This window comes from Mesorhizobium sp. M1E.F.Ca.ET.063.01.1.1 (assembly GCF_003998155.1).
In the GTDB taxonomy this organism is placed as follows: Bacteria; Pseudomonadota; Alphaproteobacteria; order Rhizobiales; family Rhizobiaceae; genus Mesorhizobium.
The window spans coordinates 20,983-42,142 of the sequence record NZ_RZSC01000003.1; the positions used below are offsets into that span (position 1 = coordinate 20,983).

Annotated in this window: 16 protein-coding genes and 1 pseudogene; 7 read left to right on the forward strand and 10 right to left on the reverse strand. The window is 65.0% G+C overall.

The features are described 5' to 3' along the window. Nucleotides 1–18: 18 nt before the first annotated feature. On the reverse strand, nucleotides 19–885 hold the full coding sequence (locus EOA29_RS01040; RefSeq protein WP_126091101.1) for a helix-turn-helix domain-containing protein: 867 nt from the start codon (nucleotides 883–885) through the stop codon (nucleotides 19–21). 106 nt (nucleotides 886–991) lie between these two features. Between EOA29_RS01040 and EOA29_RS01045 the strand changes: the two are divergent. From EOA29_RS01045 to EOA29_RS01065, 5 genes and pseudogenes are all read left to right on the forward strand, one after another. Beyond that, a pseudogene (locus tag EOA29_RS01045) lies at nucleotides 992–2,259 on the forward strand (ABC transporter substrate-binding protein). A gap of 182 nt (nucleotides 2,260–2,441) precedes the next feature. Continuing rightward, nucleotides 2,442–3,302, forward strand: coding sequence for a sugar ABC transporter permease (locus tag EOA29_RS01050; RefSeq protein WP_126091099.1), 861 nt, complete (start codon nucleotides 2,442–2,444; stop codon nucleotides 3,300–3,302). Nucleotides 3,303–3,349: 47 nt separating this feature from the next. Beyond that, nucleotides 3,350–4,186 (forward strand): carbohydrate ABC transporter permease, encoded by an 837-nt coding sequence (locus tag EOA29_RS01055; RefSeq protein ID WP_126091098.1) that lies wholly within the window; start codon nucleotides 3,350–3,352, stop codon nucleotides 4,184–4,186. 12 nt (nucleotides 4,187–4,198) lie between these two features. After that, a complete protein-coding gene (gene ugpC, locus EOA29_RS01060; protein ID WP_126091097.1) occupies nucleotides 4,199–5,284 on the forward strand; it encodes a sn-glycerol-3-phosphate ABC transporter ATP-binding protein UgpC in 1,086 nt (361 codons plus the stop codon). A 55-nt stretch (nucleotides 5,285–5,339) separates the two neighbouring features. Further along, the gene (locus tag EOA29_RS01065; protein ID WP_127220079.1) at nucleotides 5,340–7,367 is read left to right on the forward strand and encodes an aldo/keto reductase; all 2,028 of its coding nucleotides are present in this window, start codon (nucleotides 5,340–5,342) and stop codon (nucleotides 7,365–7,367) included. Between the two features lie 221 nt (nucleotides 7,368–7,588). Here the strand turns inward: EOA29_RS01065 and EOA29_RS01075 are convergent, their stop codons facing one another. Further along, nucleotides 7,589–8,017, reverse strand: a complete 429-nt coding sequence (locus EOA29_RS01075; protein WP_126091094.1) for an Lrp/AsnC family transcriptional regulator — start codon at nucleotides 8,015–8,017, stop codon at nucleotides 7,589–7,591. A 122-nt stretch (nucleotides 8,018–8,139) separates the two neighbouring features. Here EOA29_RS01075 and EOA29_RS01080 point away from each other — a divergent pair, with 122 nt between their 5' ends. Beyond that, complete coding sequence (locus EOA29_RS01080) at nucleotides 8,140–9,243, forward strand: saccharopine dehydrogenase family protein (protein WP_126091093.1); 1,104 nt, start codon at nucleotides 8,140–8,142, stop codon at nucleotides 9,241–9,243. A gap of 194 nt (nucleotides 9,244–9,437) precedes the next feature. On the opposite strand, the gene lpdA is transcribed toward EOA29_RS01080, so the two are convergent. The 4 genes from lpdA to EOA29_RS01100 form a co-directional block, all read right to left on the reverse strand. Continuing rightward, nucleotides 9,438–10,850 carry a dihydrolipoyl dehydrogenase gene (gene lpdA / locus EOA29_RS01085; RefSeq protein WP_126091092.1) on the reverse strand — a complete coding sequence of 471 codons (1,413 nt, stop codon included), beginning with the start codon at nucleotides 10,848–10,850 and terminating at the stop codon, nucleotides 9,438–9,440. 237 nt (nucleotides 10,851–11,087) lie between these two features. Beyond that, nucleotides 11,088–12,410, reverse strand: coding sequence for a dihydrolipoamide acetyltransferase family protein (locus tag EOA29_RS01090; RefSeq protein ID WP_126091091.1), 1,323 nt, complete (start codon nucleotides 12,408–12,410; stop codon nucleotides 11,088–11,090). A 19-nt stretch (nucleotides 12,411–12,429) separates the two neighbouring features. Further along, a complete protein-coding gene (locus EOA29_RS01095) occupies nucleotides 12,430–13,443 on the reverse strand; it encodes an alpha-ketoacid dehydrogenase subunit beta (RefSeq protein ID WP_126091090.1) in 1,014 nt (337 codons plus the stop codon). A 2-nt stretch (nucleotides 13,444–13,445) separates the two neighbouring features. Further along, entirely contained in the window at nucleotides 13,446–14,678 is a 1,233-nt protein-coding gene (locus tag EOA29_RS01100; protein ID WP_126091089.1) for a 3-methyl-2-oxobutanoate dehydrogenase (2-methylpropanoyl-transferring) subunit alpha, read from the reverse strand. A 465-nt stretch (nucleotides 14,679–15,143) separates the two neighbouring features. On the opposite strand from EOA29_RS01100, the gene holA reads away from it, so the two are divergent. Continuing rightward, the gene (gene holA / locus EOA29_RS01105; protein WP_126091088.1) at nucleotides 15,144–16,190 is read left to right on the forward strand and encodes a DNA polymerase III subunit delta; all 1,047 of its coding nucleotides are present in this window, start codon (nucleotides 15,144–15,146) and stop codon (nucleotides 16,188–16,190) included. Between the two features lie 302 nt (nucleotides 16,191–16,492). Here holA and EOA29_RS01110 read toward each other — a convergent pair whose 3' ends face one another. The 4 genes from EOA29_RS01110 to mnmG all read right to left on the reverse strand — a co-directional run bounded on the left by EOA29_RS01110 (nucleotide 16,493) and on the right by mnmG (nucleotide 20,790). After that, a complete protein-coding gene (locus tag EOA29_RS01110) occupies nucleotides 16,493–17,380 on the reverse strand; it encodes a ParB/RepB/Spo0J family partition protein (protein WP_126091087.1) in 888 nt (295 codons plus the stop codon). Between the two features lie 67 nt (nucleotides 17,381–17,447). Further along, on the reverse strand, nucleotides 17,448–18,245 hold the full coding sequence (locus tag EOA29_RS01115; RefSeq protein ID WP_126091086.1) for a ParA family protein: 798 nt from the start codon (nucleotides 18,243–18,245) through the stop codon (nucleotides 17,448–17,450). A gap of 17 nt (nucleotides 18,246–18,262) precedes the next feature. Continuing rightward, the gene (gene rsmG / locus EOA29_RS01120; RefSeq protein ID WP_126095695.1) at nucleotides 18,263–18,904 is read right to left on the reverse strand and encodes a 16S rRNA (guanine(527)-N(7))-methyltransferase RsmG; all 642 of its coding nucleotides are present in this window, start codon (nucleotides 18,902–18,904) and stop codon (nucleotides 18,263–18,265) included. 11 nt (nucleotides 18,905–18,915) lie between these two features. Beyond that, a complete protein-coding gene (gene mnmG, locus EOA29_RS01125; protein ID WP_126091085.1) occupies nucleotides 18,916–20,790 on the reverse strand; it encodes a tRNA uridine-5-carboxymethylaminomethyl(34) synthesis enzyme MnmG in 1,875 nt (624 codons plus the stop codon). Nucleotides 20,791–21,160: the final 370 nt, after the last annotated feature.

Below are 21,160 nucleotides of genomic sequence, written 5' to 3' on the forward strand. Positions count from 1 at the left end.
CGACGCAATAGTCTGCGGCTACCGGACGCCCGCCCTGCGGAAATCGGAGGGCGACATGCCGGCAAGCTTGCGGAACGACTTGTTGAAGGCGCTGAGCGAGCCGAAGCCCGAGTCCATCGCGACCTTCAGCACGTTGGCGCCCTCATGCATCAAAAGCGCCTGCGCGTAGCTCAGCCGCAAAAGATTCACATATTCGTTGAGCGTCATGCCGGTCGATTTCTTGAACAGGCTCATGGCGTATTTCGGATGGATGTCGGCGGCGGCCGCTATGTTCACGCAGTCGATGTCGTAGAGGAAATTCTCGGCGATGAAATCGCACATGCGCCCGACATTGCGCGAGGACTGCTGGTCGAAGGGACTGCCCGCCCCTTGTCCGGCCGTGGTTCCCGGCACCAGCCGGTAAGGTTCGAAACGCACCCGCTCGAGCCTCAACAACAGCTCGTTGACGGCATGCTCGGCCTTCGCCGCGTCGCCCGAGCGCGCATAATCGTTCCAGCGTTTGAAATTGTCGTCGTCGGACTGATCGGTGGCATTCGTCACCAGCGTCGCGCCGGTCATCAGCCGGTGCCTGACATCGGCCGGCAGGTGCAGCCTGAAGAAATGCACCAGCGGCAGATGCGCGCCGGCATAGATCGCATCGTCCGTCAGATCGTCCATCTGGTGCGGCAGGCCGCCCCAGAACAGGCACATCTCGCCGGCCGACAGCGCGATCTCATGCTCCGCCATGCGGTAGTGCACGCTGCCCCGCACGATGAAGTTCACCTCGACCTGGGCGTGCCAATGCGGCTTCAGCATCACCAGCGGGTGGTTATGGAACATCTGCAAGGCCAGCGGCAGGCCTTCGACGCTGCTGGCACCTGGCTGATAGAACGGACGCCCGGGCATCTTACTTTCCGCCAACTTCTTATTCCCTTTGTCGGGGACAAGCCTACCGCGCCGCATAATCTACCCATGCTCACGGTGAGAGAGCAAACGAAATGGGAGGATTTCAATGCGCACCACACTGACCTGCGCCACGCTTTTGCTTGCCCTGGGCTCCGGCCCGGCCCTCGCGCAATCCGGCGAACTGACGATATGGAGCTGGAACATCGCCGCTTCGTCGCTGAAGTCGACGGTCGAGGGCTTCAACAAGAAATACCCCGACATCAAGGTCACGGTTCAGGACCTCGGCAACCAGCCGACCTATGACAAGTCGATCGCCGGCTGCGCCGCCGGCGGCGTCGGCCTGCCCGACATCGTCTCGATCGAGAACGGCGAGGCCGAGAACTACTGGAGCCAGTTCCCGGACTGCTTCGTCGACCTGCACACGCTGGGCTACACGGCGGAAGACCAGAAGAAATTCCCCGACTTCAAGCGCACCGAGCTCGAGGTCGGCGACAAGGCCTATGCGATGCCGTGGGACTCCGGCCCGGTCGCCGTCTTCTACCGCCGCGATTTCTACGAGAAGGCCGGCGTCGATCCCGCCTCGATCAAGACCTGGGACGATTTCATCGCCGCCGGCAAGAAGATCCAGGCCGCCAATCCCGGCGTCACCATGACCAATGCCGATTTCAACGGCGACACCGAATTCTTCCGCATGATCTCCAACGAGCAGGGCTGCGCCTATTTCGCCGAGGACGGCCAGTCGATCCGGTCAACCAGCCGAAATGCGTCGACGCCATGACCAAGGTCAAGGAGATGAAGGACGCCGGCATCGTGTCCTCGGCCGACTGGGGCACCAAGATCACCAACAACACCGCCGGCACAGTCGCCACCCAGGTCTATGGCGGCTGGTATGAAGGCACGGTCCGCACCGAATCGCCGAAGGAAAGCGGCAAATGGGGCGTCTACCTGATGCCGAGCCTGACCGCCGACGGCCCGCGCGCCGCCAATCTCGGCGGCTCCTCGCTGGCCATCACTTCGTCTTCGAAGAACAAGGAAGCGGCCTACGCCTACCTGAAATACACGCTCGAGACGAATGAGGGCCAGATCACCATGCTGAAGGATTTCGGCCTGGTGCCGTCGCTGATCTCGGCGCTCGACGATCCTTACGTCGCGCAGGGTCAGCCCTATTGGGGCGACCAGGCCGTGTGGAAAGACATCCTCGCCACGCTGCCCAAGGTCGTGCCGAGTCGCGGCACGCAGTTCCAGAGCGATGCCGAGATCATCGTCCGCGCCGTGCAGACCAAATACCTGGCCGGCGGCTACGCGGATGCCAAAGCCGCGCTCGACGACGCCGCCAGCCAGATCGCCTCGGCGACGGGCCTGCCGGTGAAGTGAGGGGCGCCGCTCTCCTTCTCCCCTTGTGGGAGAAGGTGGATCGGCGCGTAGCGCCGAGACGGATGAGGGGTGTTCCAGCGGAGTGAGACGTTGGCGTTCCCTGGAACACCCCTCATCCGGCCGCTTCGCGGCCACCTTCTCCCACAGGGGGAGAAGGGAAAGACAGAGAAAGGAGGAAGTCGATGCGCCACCGCAACGCCACCGCGTATCGCTTCCTCATGCCCTATCTGCTGATCTTCGCCATCTTCTGGATCTGGCCGATCATCAGCTCGTTCCTGATCTCCTTCCAGGCGACCCGCACGGTGCCGTGGCGCTTCGCGCCGACCTTCAACTGGGGCCGCCTGATCGGCGATCCCGCCTTCTTCAACGCCTTGAAGAACACGCTGCTGATCCTGGTCATCCAGGTGCCGGTGATGATCTCGCTGGCGATCGTCATGGCGGTGCTTCTGAATTCGCCGCTGCTTAAGGCGCGCGGCCTCTACCGCTTCGCCTTCTTCGCTCCGGTCGTGGTCGGCGAGGTGGCCTATTCGGCGGTGTTCCGGCTGATGTTCAGCCTCGATTTCGGCATCATCAACAAGCTGCTCAACAGCGTCGGTATCCCCAAGGTCGACTGGTTCTCCAACGTCACGCCGGCCATGACGCTGATCATGATCGCGGTGACATGGCGCTGGGCCGGCTACAATGCCATCATCATTCTCGCCGGCCTGCAGTCGATTCCGGAGGACGTCTACGAGGCGGCGACGCTCGACCGCGTCAGCAAGGTGAAGCAGTTCTTCCACATCACCTTGCCGCTGCTGAAGCCCGTCATCGTCTTCTGCGCCGTGCTGTCGATCATCGGCACCATGCAGCTCTTCACCGAACCCTTCCTGATCACCGAGCGCGGCGGACCGGGCGGCGGCACCGAGACGCTTGGCCTCTTGCTTTACCGGCAGGGCTTCCGTTCGCTCAATTTCGGCTATGCCTCGGCCATCGCCTACACCATGGCGGGCCTCGCCATCGCGATCACTTTGGTGCAGCTCTGGCTGACAAAGGAGCCGAAATGACGGGGGAGCCGAAATGACGGGGGAGCCGAAATGAGGGGGGAGCCGAAATGATCTCGCGCTCTCAAAGACGGCTCGGACGCAGCATTCTGCTGCATCTTGTGCTGACGCCGCTGGCGCTGGTCTGGCTGTTTCCGCTGTGGATGATGGTGGTGTTCTCCACCATGCCCGACTACGGCATCTTCAGCCCCGGCATCGAGCTTCTGCCGCACGACAATTTCCTCGACAATGTCAACAATCTGCAGCGCGACACCAATTTCATCGGCGCGATCGGAATCTCCGTCTCCGTTGCTGTGACCTACACCTTCCTGTCGGTGATGCTCACCTCGATGGCCGGCTGGGCGCTGGCGCGCTACGAGTTCCTCGGCAAGCGGCTGGTGGTGGCGATCATCCTCGGCACCATCACGCTTCCCTACGCGGTGGTGCTGATCCCGCAATTCATCATGGTGGCGCGCGATTTCCAGCTCGCCAACACCTGGATCGCGCTGATCGTGCCGCCGCTGTTCAATTCGCTGGGCGTGCTCTTCATGCGCCAGGCCTTTTCGATGATGCCGGCCGAACTGTTCGACGCGGCCAGGGTCGAGGGCGTCAAGGAATGGCGCATCTTCCTCTTCGTCGCGCTGCCGCTGGCGCGGCCGATGCTGGCGGCATTGGCCATCATCCTCTTCCTCGCCTCGTGGAACAATTATCTCTGGCCGCTGCTGATCAACAGCCAGCCCGGCGCGATGACGGCGCCGGTGGCGCTCGGCACGCTGATCGGCCTCACCAAGGTCTCCTGGGGCGGCTTGATGGCCGGCGCGGTGATGCTGACGGTGCCGATGCTCATCGTCTTCGTGCTGCTGCAGCGCCATTTCATCGCCGGCATCGCCGCCGGCGCGGTCAAGTAGGATAGGAGCGAGATGGCCGCCGTCACACTCACCAATGTCGTCAAGCGTTTCGGCACCTTCGAGGTCGTCCATGGCGCCGACATCGATATCGCCGACGGCGAGTTCGTCGTCTTCGTCGGCCCGTCGGGATGCGGCAAGTCCACGCTTCTGCGCATGATCGCCGGGCTGGAGGACATCAGCGGCGGCAAGATCGCCATCGGCGGCAAGGTGGTGAACGATGTCGAGGCCGCCGACCGCGGCATCGCCATGGTGTTCCAGTCCTACGCGCTCTATCCGCACATGACGGTGGAGCAGAATTTGAGCTTCGGGCTGAGGATGAACGGCAACCCGAAGGCCGACACCGACCGTCGGGTCAAGCGTGCCGCCGAGATCCTGTGCATCGAGGAGCTGATGCAGCGGCGGCCGAAGCAATTGTCCGGCGGCCAGCGCCAGCGCGTTGCCATCGGCCGCGCCATCGTGCGCGAGCCGCAGGTGTTTTTGTTCGACGAGCCGCTGAGCAACCTCGACGCCGAGCTCAGGGTCCAGATGCGGGTCGAGATCTCGCGGCTGCACAAGGAGCTTGGCGTCACCATGATCTATGTGACGCACGACCAGACCGAGGCGATGACGCTGGCCGACCGCATCGTTGTGCTGAAAGGTGGCAATGTCGAACAGATCGGCGCGCCGCTCGACCTTTATGACGACCCGGCCAACCGTTTCGTCGCCGGCTTCATCGGCTCGCCGAAAATGAATTTTCTCAGCGCCAAGGTCGTCGAGACATCCAACAGCGCCGCGACGGTCGAGCTCGCCCATCATGGCGGCGCCAGATTGCGCAAGGCGCTCTGCAAGGCTTTGCCGACAGTAGGCACCGAGGTCGTGCTCGGCGTCAGGCCGGAGCATTTCTTCGAGGCCGGCGACGGCGACTGCGACATCCCGGTCAAGGCCGATGTCGCCGAGCACCTGGGCTCGGTGAGCTACGTCTACGCCAATGCCGGGGCCGAGGAGCTGATCGTCGAGCGCGAGGCCGCGCGCCAGCGCGCCAGCGGCGACCATTTCACCGTATCGATCAAGGCGGACCGCTCGCTGCTCTTCGACAAGACAGGCGCGAGGATCCGCTGACCCGTTTTTCTTTGCCGGCATGCCAGGCGTGGCGGCGACCCATGGAGAATTCGACATGACATCTGGAAAAATTCGCTGGGGCATCCTCGGACCCGGCAGCATCGCAAAATCCTTTGCCGGCGGCCTGGCGCAGTCGCGCAACGGCGAGCTGGTTGCTCTTGGCGCCCGCAACCCCGGCAAGCCGGGGCTTGCAGAGGCCTTTCCCGGCACGCGCATTCTCGATGGCTATGACGCGTTGCTTGCCGACAAGAACGTCGACGCCGTCTACATTTCGATACCGCATCCCGGCCACGCCGAATGGGCGATCAAGGCCGCCGAAGCCGGCAAACATGTGCTGTGCGAGAAGCCGCTGGCGCTGACCGCCTTCGAGGCCGACGCCATGATGCATGCGGCGCGCAAGGCCGGCACCTTTCTGGGTGAAGCCTTCATGTACCGGCTGCACCCGCAAACACTCCAATTGGTCGAGCTGATCAAATCGGGCGTCATCGGCGACATCCGCATGATCAAGTCGAGCTTCGGCTTCGCCATGCCAGGCTTCTTACCCGAGCACCGGCTCTACGCCAACGAGCTGGCCGGCGGCGGCATCCTCGATGTCGGCGGCTATCCCGTATCGATGGCGCGGTTGATTGCAGGCGCCGCAGCGGGTCAGCCCTTCCTCGAGCCGGACAAGGTCGTGGGCGCCGCCCATCTCGGCCAGTCCGGCGTCGACGAGTGGGCCTCTGCATTGCTCCACTTTCCCGGCGGCATCGTCGCCGAGGTCTCCTGCAGCATTTCGCTCAACCAGGACAACGTGCTGCGCATCTTCGGCACCAAGGGTCATATCGAGGTGCCCAATTTCTGGTTCGCCGGCGGCAACCGCGATGTCGGACCGGGCCGGATCGACGTGGTCCGGTCCGGCGGTACGCGCGAGACGATCAGTCTCGACGAAAAGCGCCACCTTTATTCCTTCGAGGTCGATGCCGCGGGCGAGGCGATCCTCGCCGGCCGCCACGAATTCGCCTGGCCGGGCATGTCTTGGGCCGACAGCCTGGGGACCCTGCGCGTGCTCGACAAATGGCGGGCCGCGGTCGGGCTGGAATACGAGATCGAAAAGCCGGCAAAACGCATCAACACCATCGCCGGCCGGCCGTTGCGCACCAGCGGCACCGCCATCGGCAAGCGCGCGATTCCGGGTCTGCCGCGACAGGCCTCGCTTCTGGCGCTCGGCTTCGAGGATTTCCGGACCTTTTCCTCCGGATCGATCCTGCTCGACGCCTATTTCGAGGCCGGCGGCAACCTGTTCGACACCGGCTTTGTCTACGGCGCCGGCTACACCGAAGCGCTGCTCGGCCAGTGGCTGAGGAATCGCGGCGTGCGCGAGCAGTCGGTGATCATCGCCAAGGGCGCGCATTCGCCGCTCTGCTACCCCGATGTGATCGCCAGGCAGCTCGCCCAGACGCTCGACCGGCTGCAGACCGACCATGTCGACATCTATTTCATGCATCGCGACAATCCGGACGTGCCGGTCGGCGAGTTCGTCGATGCCATGGACCGGGAGGCGAAGGCCGGCCGCATCCGCGGCCTGTTCGGCGGCTCGAACTGGACGATGGAGCGCATGGATGAAGCGATCGCCTATGCCGAACGCACCGGCAAGCAGAAGCCCGGCGCGCTCTCCAACAACTTCTCCCTGGCCGAGATGCTGGAACCGATCTGGGCCGGCTGCATCACCTCCTCGACCGATGCGTGGAAAGCCTGGCTGACGGCGCGGCAGATGCCGAACTTCGCCTGGTCGAGCCAGGGCCGCGGCTTCTTCACCGACCGCGCCGGCCGCGACCGGACCGACAACGAGGAGCTGGTGCGGGTCTGGTATTCAGAAAAGAACTTCGGCCGCCGCGACCGCGCCATCGAACTGGCCAAGCGGCTCGGCAAGAGCCCGATCCATGTCGCGTTGGCTTATGTCCTGGCGCAGCCGTTCCCGTCGGTGCCCTTGATCGGCCCCCGCACGCTGGACGAGCTGGAGGACAGCCTCAAGGCGCTGGATATTGAACTGACGGCGGAGGATGTGGCGTGGTTGGACAATGGGCCGGAGAGAGGGAGGGCGTAGGCCCCTAGGTATGAAAGAGGAAACGCCAGCGCTCTACGATACCCCCCTCTGCCCTGCCGGGCATCTCCCCCTCAAGGGGGGAGATTGACAGCTTCGTCGCCTCGCCCTTCCTACAACGTTGGCGATTGGCGAAATCCCGCGTGACATCCAATCTCCCCCCTTGAGGGGGAGATGGCCGGCAGGCCAGAGGGGGGCGCTGTCCCGCCAGCATCTCGCCGATCTCACCGATCCACCCGCGTCGACAGAATAATCGACGACGACGTCCGCTCGACCCCATCCATCGCCCCTATCCGGTCGAGCAGCGCGTCGAGATCACGGATCGACGGCGCGTCGACGATGACGATCATGTCGAAATTGCCGCTCACCGAATGCACCGTCCTGACCGGGGGCATCGCCTCGAGGCTGCGCACCACCTTGTCGGCGAGCTTGGGCGTGACGGTGAGCAGCACATGCGCCTTGACCAGCCCCTGCTCATAGTCGGGCGCCAGCCGCACACCGTAGCCGGTGATGATGCCGCGTCGCTCCAACCGTTCGATCCGGCTCTGCACCGTCGTGCGCGATACGCCGAGCTGCCGCGCCAGCTCGGCGGTCGAGGCGCGCGCGTTGGCGCGCAGCAAGGTGAGCAGGGCCTGTTCGGCTTGGCTGAGCATTGTGACGAATTCCTTCGGCGGATCGCTTAAAGTCTGGTTTCACTTTGCCAGATTTCACGCTTCCTTTCGACAGGCGAGTTGCGATGATCTCGACCAACTCGAATTGGCAGGGGTAATTGATCATGAAGAACATCGTTGTCGTCGGCGCCGGCAAGATCGGCTCGACCATCGCCGAAATGCTTAGCGCCACGGGCGCCTATCGCGTCACGCTCGTCGACCGCTCGGCCGACCAGCTTGCCGCGGCCGAATTGCCGGCCGGCGTCGCGACGCAGGAGCTCGACATCGCCGCAGACGGCGCGCTGGAGAAAGTCCTTGCCGGCAAGTTCGCCGTGCTGAGCGCCGCGCCCTTCCACCTCACCGCGCGCATCGCGGAAGCAGCCGCCGCCACCGGCGTCCATTATCTCGACCTCACCGAGGACGTCGTCTCGACCCGCCGGGTGAAGGAGCTGGCGCGTGACGCCAGGAGCGCCTTCATCCCGCAATGCGGCCTGGCGCCGGGCTTCATCTCGATCGTCGCCAACGACCTCGCCAGCCGCTTCGACACGCTGGAAAGCGTGCGCATGCGCGTCGGCGCGCTGCCGCAATACCCGTCGAACGCGCTGAACTACAACCTCACCTGGAGCACCGACGGCGTCATCAACGAATATTGCGAGCCTTGCGAGGCGATCGTCGAAGGCGAGCTGATCGAGGTGCCGCCGCTGGAGGAGCGCGAGGAGTTCTCGCTCGACGGCGTCACCTATGAGGCCTTCAACACCTCCGGTGGTCTCGGCACTCTGGCCGAGACGCTGAAGGGCAAGGTGCGCACGCTGAACTACCGCACCATCCGCTACCCCGGCCATGCCGCGATCATGAAGGCGCTGCTCAACGATCTTGGGCTGCGCCACCGCCGCGACGTGCTGAAGGACATTTTCGAAAGCGCCCTGCCGGCGACGCTGCAGGACGTGGTCATCGTCTTCGTCACCGTCTCGGGCCGCAGGAACGGGCGCCTGCTGCAGGAGACCTACGCCAACAAGATCTATTCGCACCGCGTCGGCAATGTCGTGCGCAGCGCCATCCAGATCACCACCGCTTCCGGCATCTGCGCCGTGCTCGACATGCTGGCCGACGGCAGCCTGCCGGCGAAAGGCTTCGTCCGCCAGGAAGACATCGCCCTCGACGCCTTCCTCGCCAACCGCTTCGGCGGCGCCTACGCGCAGCACGAGATGGTGAGCCGGCTGGCGAGCTGAATCCTCTCCTTCTCCCCTTGTGGGGTCCGAAGGACGGGGCGAGACCCGTGGCTCGCCCCCGGGCGGTGGATCGGCGCGCAGCGCCGAGACGGATGAGGGGTGCTCCAGCGGAGTGAGACGCCGGTATTCCCTGGATCACCCCTCATCCGTCGCCTTCGGCGACACCTTCTCTCACAAGGGGAGAAGGGGGAGCTTTAGATATGCAGCGCGTGGCCCAGCGCCTTCAGCGCCGCTTCCTGGAAACCTTCCCCTTGCGTCGGATGCGCATGGATGGTGCCTGCGATATCCTCCAGCCGCGCGCCCATTTCGAGCGCCAGGCCGAACGCGGCCGACAGTTCCGAAACGCCTTGCCCGACCGCCTGGATGCCCAGCACCAGATGATTGTCCGCGCGAGCCACAACCCGCACAAAGCCGTCTTCGCCTTGCCTGGTCATGGCGCGGCCGTTGGCGGCAAAGGGAAACTGACCGATCTTGATCTCGCCGCCCAACGCTTTCGCCTCCTCCGGTGACAGGCCGGCGGTGACCAGTTCCGGATCGGTGAAGCAGATCGCCGGGATCGCGCGCTTGTCCCAGCTCCGTTTGTGGCCGGCCACGATCTCGGCCACCATCTCGCCCTGCGCCATCGCGCGATGCGCCAGCATCGGCTCGCCGGTGACGTCGCCGATGGCATGGATGCCGCGCATCGAAGTACGGCACTGATCGTCGATGCGGATGAATTTTCCCGACCTGTCGAGGTCGATCTGCTCCAGCCCCCAGCCTTCGGTCAGCGGCTTGCGGCCGACCGTGACCAGGATCCTGTCGGCGGCGACCTTGGCGTTCTTGCCGTCGGCCGTCTCGACCAGCAACGCATCGCCCTTGCCCATCTGCCCCTGGGTCGACAGCCCCTTGGCCTTGGCGCCCGTCATCACTTCGACGCCGAGCTCGCTGAGCCGCTTCAGCACCGGCCGGGTCAATTCTGCATCATATTGCGCAAGCACGCGCGGCAGGGCTTCGACCACGGTCACCTTGGCGCCCATCTTGGCGAACGCCATGCCAAGCTCCAGCCCGATATAGCCACCGCCGACGACGGCGAGCTTCTTCGGCACTTCGCTCAGCGCCAGCGCCTCGGTCGACGAGATCACCGGGCCGCCGAAAGGCAGGAACGGCAATTCGACCGGCGCCGAGCCGGTGGCGATCACCACCGTCTCGGCGCGGATCACCTGGCTTCCGGTCTCGGTCTCGACCTCGACGGTCTTGCCGTCGCGGAACGTCGCCCAGCCATGCACTGTCTTGACCCCTGCCTTCTTGAGCAGTCCGGCGACCCCGCTGTTCAGCCGGCTAACAATACCGTCCTTCCAGAAGACCGTCCTGGTCAGATCGAGTGTCGGCGCGCCGACCTTGATGCCAAGCGGATCCTTGCCGCCGGCCATATGCGCGACCTTGTCGAACTCCTCCGCGGCATGGATGAGCGCCTTGGACGGGATGCAGCCGACATTGAGGCAGGTGCCGCCCGGCTTGCCGACCTCGACGATCACCGTGTCGACGCCGAGCTGGCCGGCGCGGATGGCGCAGACATAGCCGCCGGGACCGGCGCCGATGACGAGCAGCTTGCAGGAGATCTCTTTCATGACAGCTGCATCCTTTTTGCGGCGAGGGCGGCGGCGCGCCTTTTCCTTCTCCCCTTGTGGGAGAAGGTGGATCGGCGCGTTAGCGCCGAGACGGATGAGGGGTGTTCCAGCCGAGTGAGACGCTGGCTCTCCCTGGAGCACCCCTCATCCGTCGCCTTCGGCGACACCTTCTCCCACAAGGGGAGAAGGGGGAGCCCACATTCCGGCGCCGCGCCGTTCAAGATCGACCTCATCCCCTCAATCCACGAAAATCAGCGCCGGCGTTTCCAGCAGCGTCTTGATGCGCTGCACGAACACCGCGGCGTCCCAGCCGTCGATGACGCGATGGTCGAAGCTGGACGACAGGTTCATCATCTTGCGGGGAATGAATTGCGTGCCGTCCCACACCGGCCGCACCATCATCTTGTTGACGCCGACGATCGCCACTTCCGGATAGTTGATGACGGGCGTCGTCGCCACGCCGCCCATGGCGCCGAGCGAGGTGATGGTGATGGTCGAGCCGGAAAGCTCGTCACGCGTTGCCGTGCCGGACTTGGCCGCGTCCGCGAGACGGTTGACCTCGGCGGCGCAGTCCCAGAGGTCGCGCGCCTCGGCATGCTTGACCACCGGCACCACGAGGCCGTTGGGCGTCTGCGCGGCAATGCCGATATGGATGCCTTCATGCTGATGGACGATGCCGGCCTCGTCGTCGAACAAGGCGTTGAGGTTCGGCTGGTCGGAGATCGCCTTGACCATGGCCCGCATCAGGAAAGGCAACAGCGTCAGCTTCGGCCTCTCCGTCCCCTTGGCGGGTCGCTTCTCCTTGTTGAGGGTGGCGCGCAGCTCCTCGAGCGCCGTGACGTCGATCTCCTCGACATAGGTGATGTGCGGGATGCGCGATTTGGCGAGCGCCATCTTCTCGGCGATCTTGCGCCGCAGGCCGACGATCTTGATGTCCTCGACGCCGTCCTTGCGGGCAAGGCCGGTTGCGCGGGCAAGCTGCGGACCCCGCGCCAGGAAGGCCTCGATGTCCTCATGGCCGATGCGCCCGGCCGGCCCGCTGCCCGGAACCTGGCGCAGATCGATGCCGGCTTCCCTGGCGCGCAAGCGCACAGCGGGTGAGGCCAGCGGCTTTTCGCCTTCGGCGCGCGGCGCGCCCGGGACCGAAGGTGGACGTGCCTTCGGCGCGACGACCGGAGGCGGCACCCTCGCTGGCGGCTCCACCGGCTTCGGCGCCGATTTCGGAGCGCTCGGGACCGGTTCGGCCTTCACCTCGGCCGGCTTGGCCGGCGCCTTCGGCGCGGCCTTAGCGGTGCTGTCCGCCTTCACATTGCCTTCGCCGGCAACCTTCAGCCGCACGATCGGTGAGCCGATCGCGACCGTGTCTCCGATCTCCGCGCCGAGCCACAGGATCTCGCCATCGACCGGCGACGGGATCTCGACGGTGGCCTTGTCGGTCATGACGGCGGCCAGGACCGCATCCTCGCGCACGAGGTCGCCGATCTTGACGTGCCATTCGACAAGCTCAGCCTCGGCGACGCCTTCGCCGACATCGGGAAGCTTGATCACATATTCGCCCATCCTCAGGCTTCCCCCTTCTTCAAGCTTCAATCGTCTCGACGAGCGCGCGCCCGACCCGCGCGGGGCCGGGGAAATACTCCCACTCCTGCGCATGCGGGTAGGGCGTATCCCAGCCGGCGACCCGCGCCACCGGGGCCTCCAGATGGTAGAAGCAGTTTTCCTGCACCAGCGAGACGAGCTCGGCGCCGAAACCGGAGGTGAGCGTCGCCTCATGCACGACGACGCAGCGCCCGGTCTTCTTCACCGAGGCGACGATCGTGTCGAGGTCGAGCGGCAAAAGCGTCCTGAGGTCGATGATTTCGGCGTCGATGCCGGTTTCCGCAGCCGCGGCCTCGGCGACATAGACCATGGTGCCATAGGCGAGCACGGTGACCGCCGAACCCTGCCTGCGGATCGCCGCCTTGCCGAGCGGAATCGTGTAATGACCGTCGGCGACCTCGCCGAGCTCATGCTTCGACCAGGACGTCACCGGCCGGTCGTGATGGCCGTCGAAGGGGCCGTTATAGAGCCGCTTCGGCTCGAGGAAGATCACCGGGTCCGGGTCTTCGATTGCCGCGATCAAAAGCCCCTTGGCGTCGTGCGGGTTGGACGGCACCACCGTCTTCAGGCCGGACACATGCGTGAACAGGGCTTCCGGGCTCTGGCTGTGCGTCTGGCCGCCGAAAATGCCGCCGCCGGTCGGCATGCGCACCACGATCGGGCAGGTGAAATCGCCGTTCGAGCGGTAGCGCAGCCGCGCTGCCTCCGACACGATCTGATCATAAGCCGGATAAACATAATCGGCGAACTGCACCTCGACGCAGGGTTTCAGCCCATAAGCGGCCATGCCGATCGCCGCGCCGACGATGCCGGATTCGCTGATCGGCGCATCGAAGCAGCGGCTCTTGCCGTATTTGGCCTGCAGGCCCTGGGTGCAGCGGAAGACGCCGCCGAAGAAGCCGACATCCTCACCGAACACGACGACGCGCTCGTCGCGCCCCATCGATACGTCCATGGCGTCGCGGATCGCCTCGATCATGGTCCGTCTTGGCATGGTCAGACCCCTGCCTGCTGGCGTTGGCGCCTGAGATGCGGCGGCATTTCGGCATAGACGCCTTCGAACATGTCGCGCGTCGACGGCTTGCCGCCGGCATGCAGCGTGCCGTGGCTTTCGGCCTCCTTCTGCGCCGCGATCACCGTCGCGAGGATTTCGGCTTCCGCCTGGGTGTGACGATCCTCCGACCAGACGCCCTTGTGGATGAGATGGTTCTTCAGCCTGACGACCGGATCGCCGAGCGGCCAGGCATCGGACTCCGCCTTGGGCCGGTAGGCGGACGGATCGTCCGAGCTCGAATGCGCGCCGACGCGGTAGGTGACGTATTCGACCAGCGTCGGCCCGAGATTGCGCCGCGCCCGCTCGATCGCCCATTTGGCCACCGCATGCACGGCGAGATAGTCATTGCCGTCGACGCGCAGCGCGGGGATGCCGAAGCCGAGGCCGCGCGCGGCGAAGGTGCCGGAGCCGCCGCGGGCGATTCCCTGGAAGGTCGAGATCGCCCACTGATTGTTGACCACGTTGAGCACGACCGGCGCCTTATAGGTGGAGGCGAACACCAGCGCCGCGTGGAAATCGGATTCCGCCGTCGAGCCGTCGCCGATCCAGGCCGCGGCGATGCGCGAATCCTTGGAGATCGCCGAGGCCATCGCCCAGCCGACCGCCTGGATGTACTGCGTCGCCAGATTGCCGGAGATCGAGAAGAAGCCGTGCTCCTTCGACGAATACATGATCGGCAGCTGCCGGCCCTTCAGCGGATCGGCCTCGTTGGAATAGATCTGGTTCATCATCATGACCATCGGGTAGCCGTCGGCGATCAGCAAACCTGCCTGTCGATAAGTCGGGAAATTCATGTCGCCGGGCTGCAGCGCCTTGCGAAAGGCGCAGCTCACCGCCTCCTCGCCGAGATGCTGCATGTAGAAGGAGGTCTTGCCCTGGCGCTGCGCCATCTGCATGCGCGCGTCGAAAGTCCTGAGCGTCATCATGTGGCGCAAGCCTTGCAGAAGCTCCTCGTCGGTGAGCAGCCCGGCCCATGGGCCGACGGCCTCGCCCGCGCGGTTGAGCACCCGGATGATCGAGAAAGCCATGTCGCGGATCGTGCGCGGATCGACGTCGATCTCCGGGCGCGGCACCGAGCCTGCCTTGGGAATGGTCACATTCGAGAAATCAGGCGTCCCGCCGGGCCGGACCTCGGGCTCGGGCACATGAAAACGCAACATTCCAGCATCGGCCATGAGCTCACGTCCTCCAATGTTGCCGGTGCGATATTTGCACATCCGCGCCGCCAATTCATCGGGCGAAATGGCGGCCGTCCTCCCGGCCATCGGCCCCTGGAGCCGATGCGGCACATGGCCGACAAGATGCAGATATGGCGGCGAAATTTCTTGTCGATGTTTTCGCCCGCCGCGCAATTTGGCGGAAGACTCTTGCGCCTTTTAAGTCAGATAAGACAATTGGTGGCATGCGTTGGCGCGGGCACCAGCGCCACTTTCCCTTCTCCCCTTGTGGGAGAAGGTGGATCGGCGCGATAGCGCCGAGACGGATGAGGGATGTTCCAGCGGAGTGAGGCGCTGGTGTTCCCTGGAGCATCCCTCATCCGTCGCCTGCGGCGACACCTTCTCCCACGAGGGGGAGAAGGTGAGGACGCCGGCGCCGATCTCTGGTTCACCCCAACTCATCGCCATGCTAACTCACCCCGCATGGCACAGAAGAAGGGATACGAGGTCGATTCGTGGCTCGCGAAGCCGGATCCGGCCATGGCAATCGTCCTGCTTTACGGTCCCGATCGCGGCCTGGTGGCCGAGCGGGCGAAGACCTTCGCCGCCAAGACCGGCCTGCCGCTCGACGATCCGTTCTCGGTGGTCAAGCTCGATGGCGCGGAAGTCGACCGCGACGAGGGCCGTTTGCTCGACGAGGCGCGCACCGTGCCGATGTTCTCCGACCGGCGGCTGCTTTGGGTGCGCAATGCCAGCGGCCAGAAGGCGCTGGCCGACGACATCAAGGCGCTGACGGCCGAACCGGCGCGGGATGCGATCATCCTCATCGAAGCCGGCGACCTGAAGAAGGGCACCGGCTTGCGAGCCATTGTCGAGGCCGCCGCCAACGCCATCGCCTTGCCGTGCTATGCCGACGAGGCCCGCGACCTCGACACCGTCATCGACGACGAGCTGCGCAAGGCCGGCATGACGATGACGCTGGACGCCCGCCAGGCGCTGCGCCGCAATCTCGGCGGCGACCGCCTGGCCTCGCGCGGCGAGATCGAGAAGCTGGTGCTCTACGCCCACGGCCAGAAGGAAATCACCCTCGACGACGTGAGCGCCATGTCGGGCGACGTCTCCGGCGCCTCCTTCGACGATGCGATCGACGCCATGCTCGACGGCAAGGTCGGCGATTTCGATGTGGCCTTTACCCGCCACTGCCAGTCGGGCGGCCACCCGTTCCTGGTGCTGTCCTCGGCGATGCGGCATTTGCAGGCGATCCAGGTCATGCGCGGCCAGATGGAATCCGGCGGCCGAAACGCCGCGTCGGTCGTGGCGGGCGCCCGACCGCCGGTCTTCTTCTCGCGCCGCAAGCTGGTGGAGAAGACGTTGGAGCGCTGGAATGTCGAGGCGCTCGGCCGCGCGCTGAACCGCTTGCAGACAGCGGTGCTGCAGACGCGCAAACGGCCGGATTTATCGGAGGCGCTGGCCCGCCAGGCATTGCTCGGCATCGCGGTGGAGAGCGCGAGACTGGGGCAGCGCGGATGATCTCCCCCCTCGAGGGGGAGATGTCGCCGAAGGCGACAGAGGGGGTCGCCGCGCGTGGAGCGCCGACCTCTTCTTCGCCCGGCAAGGCACGCCGGCGCTTGATGTGAGACAACCCCCTCTGGCCTGCCGGCCATCTCCCCCTCAAGGGGGGAGATTTGCAGCTTCGGCTCTTTCGCCAATCACTGCAAAGAAAAGGCCGACCCAACGGCCAGCCCTATCTCAGCTATCACCAATATATCAGGCGTATCCAGCCTTAAATCGAAACTTCATTAGCCGGCAAAATACCATTGCGCCTCAACGCCCTACCGCTCGTCCTTCAATCGCCGGCAGAGCTCGTCTAGCTGGTCCAGCGTGCGATAGTTGACCCTGAGCGTGCCGCCTCGGCTCTTGTGCTCGATGGTCACGATCATGCCGATCGTGTCGGTCATCAGCTTCTCCAGCGCCAGCGTGTCGGGATCTTTCTCCGGCGTGCTCGGCGCTGACTTCACCTTGGCCGGCGTCGGGCCGGCGGGCATCTGCGCCAGCGCTTCGGCCTGGCGCACGGAAAGCCCTTCCTTGACGATGCGCTTGGCGAGCCCTGCCGGATCCTCGGCCGTCACCAGCGTGCGGGCATGGCCGGCCGACAAATCGCCGTCGACCAGCATGTCGCGGATGACATTGGGCAGCTTCAAAAGCCTCAGCGTGTTGGCGACATGGCTGCGGCTCTTGCCGATCACCTGGCCGAGATCGGCCTGCGTGTAGCCGTGCTCGTCGATCAGCTGCTGATAGCCTTGCGCCTCCTCGACCGGATTGAGGTCGGCGCGCTGCACGTTCTCGATGATCGCCAGCTCCAGCGCCGTGCGGTCGTTGACGTCGCGCACGATGAGCGGGATCTCGGTGAGGCCGGCGCGCTGCGCCGCCCGCCAGCGCCGCTCGCCAGCGATGATCTCGTAGCGGCCGGGCTGCGACGGCGAGGGCCGCGCCACCACCGGCTGCACCACGCCATGTTCGCGGATCGATTGCGCGAGATCGGTGAGCTCGGCATCGCCGAAATGCCGGCGCGGGTTCTTCGGGTTCGGGCTGACGAACTCGATCGGCACCTTGCCGTCCGCCGCCGGGCTCGGCTTTTCGGGTGCCGCCGGACGGTCGATCTCGCCGATCAGCGCCGCGAGGCCACGGCCCAGTCTTTTTCTTGATTGGTCTTCGCTCATTATTCTGTCCAGGTCGTTTCGGAATCGAATCGGCTATTTGCCTAACGGGGATGGCTGGTTGCGCCGCTCAGGCCGCGCGCAGCTTGCGCTCGCGGCGGATCACTTCGGAAGCAAGCTGCAGATAGGCCTGGCTGCCGGAGCATTTGAGATCGTAGAGGATCGCCGGCTTGCCGTAGGAGGGCGCTTCGGAAACGCGCACATTGCGCGGGATGATGGTCTCGTAGACCTTGTCGCCCATATGCGTGCGCACATCCTGCACCACCTGGTTGGCGAGGTTGTTGCGGCCGTCATACATGGTGAGCACGATGCCCTGGATGGTGAGATCCGGGTTGATGGCGCCGCGCACCTGCTCGACCGTCTCGAGCAATTGGCTGAGACCTTCCAGCGCGAAGAATTCGCATTGCAGCGGCACGAGAACCGAATCGGCCGCCGCCATTGAATTCAAGGTCAAAAGATTGAGCGAAGGCGGACAGTCGATCAGCACATAGCCGAACGGCGCCGAGCGCTCGGCCGCGGTGCGCAGCGCATTGCGCAGCCTGAGCACGCGGTCGGGTGCCGAGGCGATCTCCATTTCGATGCCGAGCAGGTCGAGCGTCGAGGGAACGATGGACAAGCCCGGCACCGCCGTCGGCACCGCTGCCGCCTCCAGCTCCAGCTCCCCGGTCAGCACGTCGTAGGACGAGACCGTGCGGTCCTTGCGGTCGATACCGAGCCCGGTGCTGGCATTGCCCTGCGGATCGAGGTCGACGATCAGCACCTGCTCGCCGATCGCGGCCAGCGCTGTGGCCAGGTTGATGGCCGTAGTGGTCTTGCCGACGCCGCCCTTTTGGTTGGCGACGGTAATGATGCGCGGACCAGTTTTCATGGGTTTATGCCAGTAATTCATTGCGGGGTCGCCGGACGCAGATCGGTGATTTCCAGGATGATGCCGTGAGGGTCGGTCATGCTTGGATGTTCTACCAGATCGAAGGCCCAGCGGTGAGTGCTTTCTTCCACTTCGGCCCGGTAATCCCGGCCTTTGTGAAAAAGCGCGCGCGCCCCTTTGGACAGCCAGGGCGCGGACAAATCGAGCAGATCCGGAAGCGCGGCCAAGGCGCGTGCCGTGACGATTTCCGGCGTGGAAACAAATGGATAGCTGTCATCGATGCGCCGTGCCAGAACACGCGCCGGCAGATCGAACTGGCCGATGACCGACTGCAGGAAGGACGCTTTCTTGCGATTGCTCTCGACCAGATCGATCGAGGCGCCTGGACGCTCTGCCAGCAGGAAGCCGAGCACCAGCCCGGGAAAGCCGCCACCCGAGCCGAGGTCGACCCAGCGAATTGCGGCGGGAGCGATTCGGGCAAGCTGGGCGCTGTCCAGGATGTGCCGGCGCCAGACGTCGTCCAACGTCGACGGCGCCGCCAGATTGATGCTCCGGTTCCATTTCAGGAAAAGCTGTTCGAAGGCCTGCAGGCGCTCGAATGTTTCACGTGAAACCGGACCCGCCGCTTTCTGCAGGTCCGCCCAGGCACTGGCGCCCAAGTCATCGGCGCTCACGCCACGTCCCTTCGCGCGGCGAGCTCGGCATTGCGGACGTGAGCGACAATGATGGCGAGCGCCGCCGGCGTCATGCCTTCCATGCGCTGCGCATCCGCGACCGAGCGCGGCTGGCGCGTCTTCATCTTCTGCTTCAGCTCGTTGGAAAGGCCCGGCACATCCGAGAAGTCGATGCTCTCGGGAATGAGCCGCGACTCTTCATGCCTTATTTGCGCGACGTCGGCCTGCTGCCGGTCGAGATAGACGGAATACTTTGCTTCCGTCTCGAGCCGCTCCGCGGTCTTGGCGTCAAGCGCGGCGAAGCGGGGTTCGACACGGGCCAGCCAAGCCATGTCGACGCCCGGATGCGCGAGCAGCTCATAGGCCGAGCGGCGCACGCCATCCTTGTTGATCTCCAGGCCATGCCGCGCGGCTTCATTCGGCGTCAAGGTGATCGACTTTGCCAGCGCGCGGGCTTGGTCGAGCCTGCCGGCAAAATCATCGAACCGCCGCATGCGCTCCGACGAGGCGATCCCGAGCCGGTCAGCCAGCGGCGTCAGCCGCTCGTCGGCATTGTCGGCGCGCAGCGAAAGCCGGAACTCCGCCCGCGAGGTGAACATCCGATAAGGCTCGGCGATGCCGCGGCTGGTGAGGTCGTCGACCATCACGCCGATATAGGCCTCGGTGCGGCTGAGCACGATTTGGTCGCTCGCCGATGCCTTGCGCGCCGCGTTGATGCCGGCGAGCAAACCTTGCGCGCCTGCCTCTTCATAGCCGGTCGTGCCATTGATCTGCCCGGCCAGGAACAGGCCCGCGACGCGCTTCGTCTCCAAGGTGGTTGCCAACTCGCGCGGATCGACATGGTCATATTCGATGGCATAGCCCGGCTGCAGCATCGTCGCCTTTTCCAGCCCGGGGATCGTCTTCAGAATGTCGAGCTGCACGTCTTCCGGCAGCGAGGTCGAGATGCCGTTCGGATAGACGGTGTCGTCGTCGAGCCCTTCCGGCTCGAGGAAAATCTGGTGGCCTTCACGGTCGCCGAACTTGACGATCTTGTCCTCGATCGAAGGGCAATAGCGCGGCCCCACACCTTCGATCGAGCCGGAATACATCGCTGACCGCTTCAAATTGAGGCGAATCAACTCATGCGTCGCCGCTGTGGTGCGGGTGATGCCGCAATGGATCTGCGGGTTCGCGATCCGGTCAGTCATCAGCGAGAACGGCACCGGATCCTCGTCCGCCGCCTGACTTTCCAGCGAAGCCCAGTCGATCGTGCGGCCATCGAGGCGAGGGGGCGTCCCGGTCTTCAAGCGGCCGAGCTTGAAACCGGCACGAGCCATGGTGGCCGACAGCCCGTGGCTTGCCTGTTCGTTCATGCGGCCGGCGACGATCTTCTTCTCGCCGATATGGATCAGCCCGCGCAGGAACGTGCCGGTGGTCAGCACCACGGCGCCGCAGGCAAGGCGGCGACCGCCGGAAACCAGCACAGCCGCGACCCGCCCGTCTTCGATCTCGAGATCCAGAACCTCTCCCTCGATCACATCGAGATTAGCCTGCTCGCTGATCGCGGCCTGCATGGCGAGGCAGTAGAGCTTGCGGTCGGCTTGGGTGCGGGGGCCGCGTACGGCCGGGCCCTTGCGGCGGTTGAGCAAACGGAACTGGATGCCGGCGGCGTCGGCCATGCGGCCCATCAATCCGTCCATGGCGTCGATCTCGCGTACGAGATGCCCTTTTCCCAGACCGCCGATCGCCGGGTTGCACGACATGACGCCGATCGTGTCGAAACGCAGCGTCACCAGCGCGGTGCTGGCGCCGGCGCGCGCGGCAGCACTTGCCGCTTCGCATCCGGCATGGCCGCCGCCCACCACCACCACATCATAGTGATCGGTCATTTCAAGAATCCGCTTTCAGAGATCGACCGACACATGTCCCCGACGACGGGTCGGTGTCAAGGCGAACTCGTTTCACGTGAAACAATGAATGGCGAGCATTGCCATCCCGGCGGGGAACTTTGAGAAGCCGGCGGGACAGCGCCCCCCTCTGGCCTGCCGGCCATCTCCCCACAAGGGGGGGAGATTGGCAGCCTTGGCGCTCCACTCATTCCTGCGCCGTTGGGGACTAGCGAAAGCCGCGGCGATATCCGATCTCCCCCTTGTGGGGGAGATGCCCGGCAGAGCAGAGGGGGGCTCGAAGGAACGCGGCGTTCACGCCCACATCCGCAGCCCCGACCTGTTTCACGTGACTCATCGCACCCGCGCAACG

Excerpts from the sequence above, each read along its gene's own strand:
- EOA29_RS01075 (WP_126091094.1), bottom strand. The coding sequence starts at position 8,017 with ATGCTCAGCCAAGCCGAACAGGCCCTGCTCACCTTGCTGCGCGCCAAC.
- EOA29_RS01050 (WP_126091099.1), top strand. The coding sequence starts at position 2,442 with ATGCGCCACCGCAACGCCACCGCGTATCGCTTCCTCATGCCCTATCTG.
- mnmG (WP_126091085.1), bottom strand. The coding sequence starts at position 20,790 with ATGACCGATCACTATGATGTGGTGGTGGTGGGCGGCGGCCATGCCGGA.
- EOA29_RS01080 (WP_126091093.1), top strand. The coding sequence starts at position 8,140 with ATGAAGAACATCGTTGTCGTCGGCGCCGGCAAGATCGGCTCGACCATC.
- ugpC (WP_126091097.1), top strand. The coding sequence starts at position 4,199 with ATGGCCGCCGTCACACTCACCAATGTCGTCAAGCGTTTCGGCACCTTC.
- EOA29_RS01100 (WP_126091089.1), bottom strand. The coding sequence starts at position 14,678 with ATGGCCGATGCTGGAATGTTGCGTTTTCATGTGCCCGAGCCCGAGGTC.
- lpdA (WP_126091092.1), bottom strand. The coding sequence starts at position 10,850 with ATGAAAGAGATCTCCTGCAAGCTGCTCGTCATCGGCGCCGGTCCCGGC.
- EOA29_RS01040 (WP_126091101.1), bottom strand. The coding sequence starts at position 885 with ATGCCCGGGCGTCCGTTCTATCAGCCAGGTGCCAGCAGCGTCGAAGGC.
- EOA29_RS01090 (WP_126091091.1), bottom strand. The coding sequence starts at position 12,410 with ATGGGCGAATATGTGATCAAGCTTCCCGATGTCGGCGAAGGCGTCGCC.
- EOA29_RS01055 (WP_126091098.1), top strand. The coding sequence starts at position 3,350 with ATGATCTCGCGCTCTCAAAGACGGCTCGGACGCAGCATTCTGCTGCAT.
- EOA29_RS01095 (WP_126091090.1), bottom strand. The coding sequence starts at position 13,443 with ATGCCAAGACGGACCATGATCGAGGCGATCCGCGACGCCATGGACGTA.
- EOA29_RS01110 (WP_126091087.1), bottom strand. The coding sequence starts at position 17,380 with ATGAGCGAAGACCAATCAAGAAAAAGACTGGGCCGTGGCCTCGCGGCG.
- holA (WP_126091088.1), top strand. The coding sequence starts at position 15,144 with ATGGCACAGAAGAAGGGATACGAGGTCGATTCGTGGCTCGCGAAGCCG.
- EOA29_RS01115 (WP_126091086.1), bottom strand. The coding sequence starts at position 18,245 with ATGAAAACTGGTCCGCGCATCATTACCGTCGCCAACCAAAAGGGCGGC.
- EOA29_RS01065 (WP_127220079.1), top strand. The coding sequence starts at position 5,340 with ATGACATCTGGAAAAATTCGCTGGGGCATCCTCGGACCCGGCAGCATC.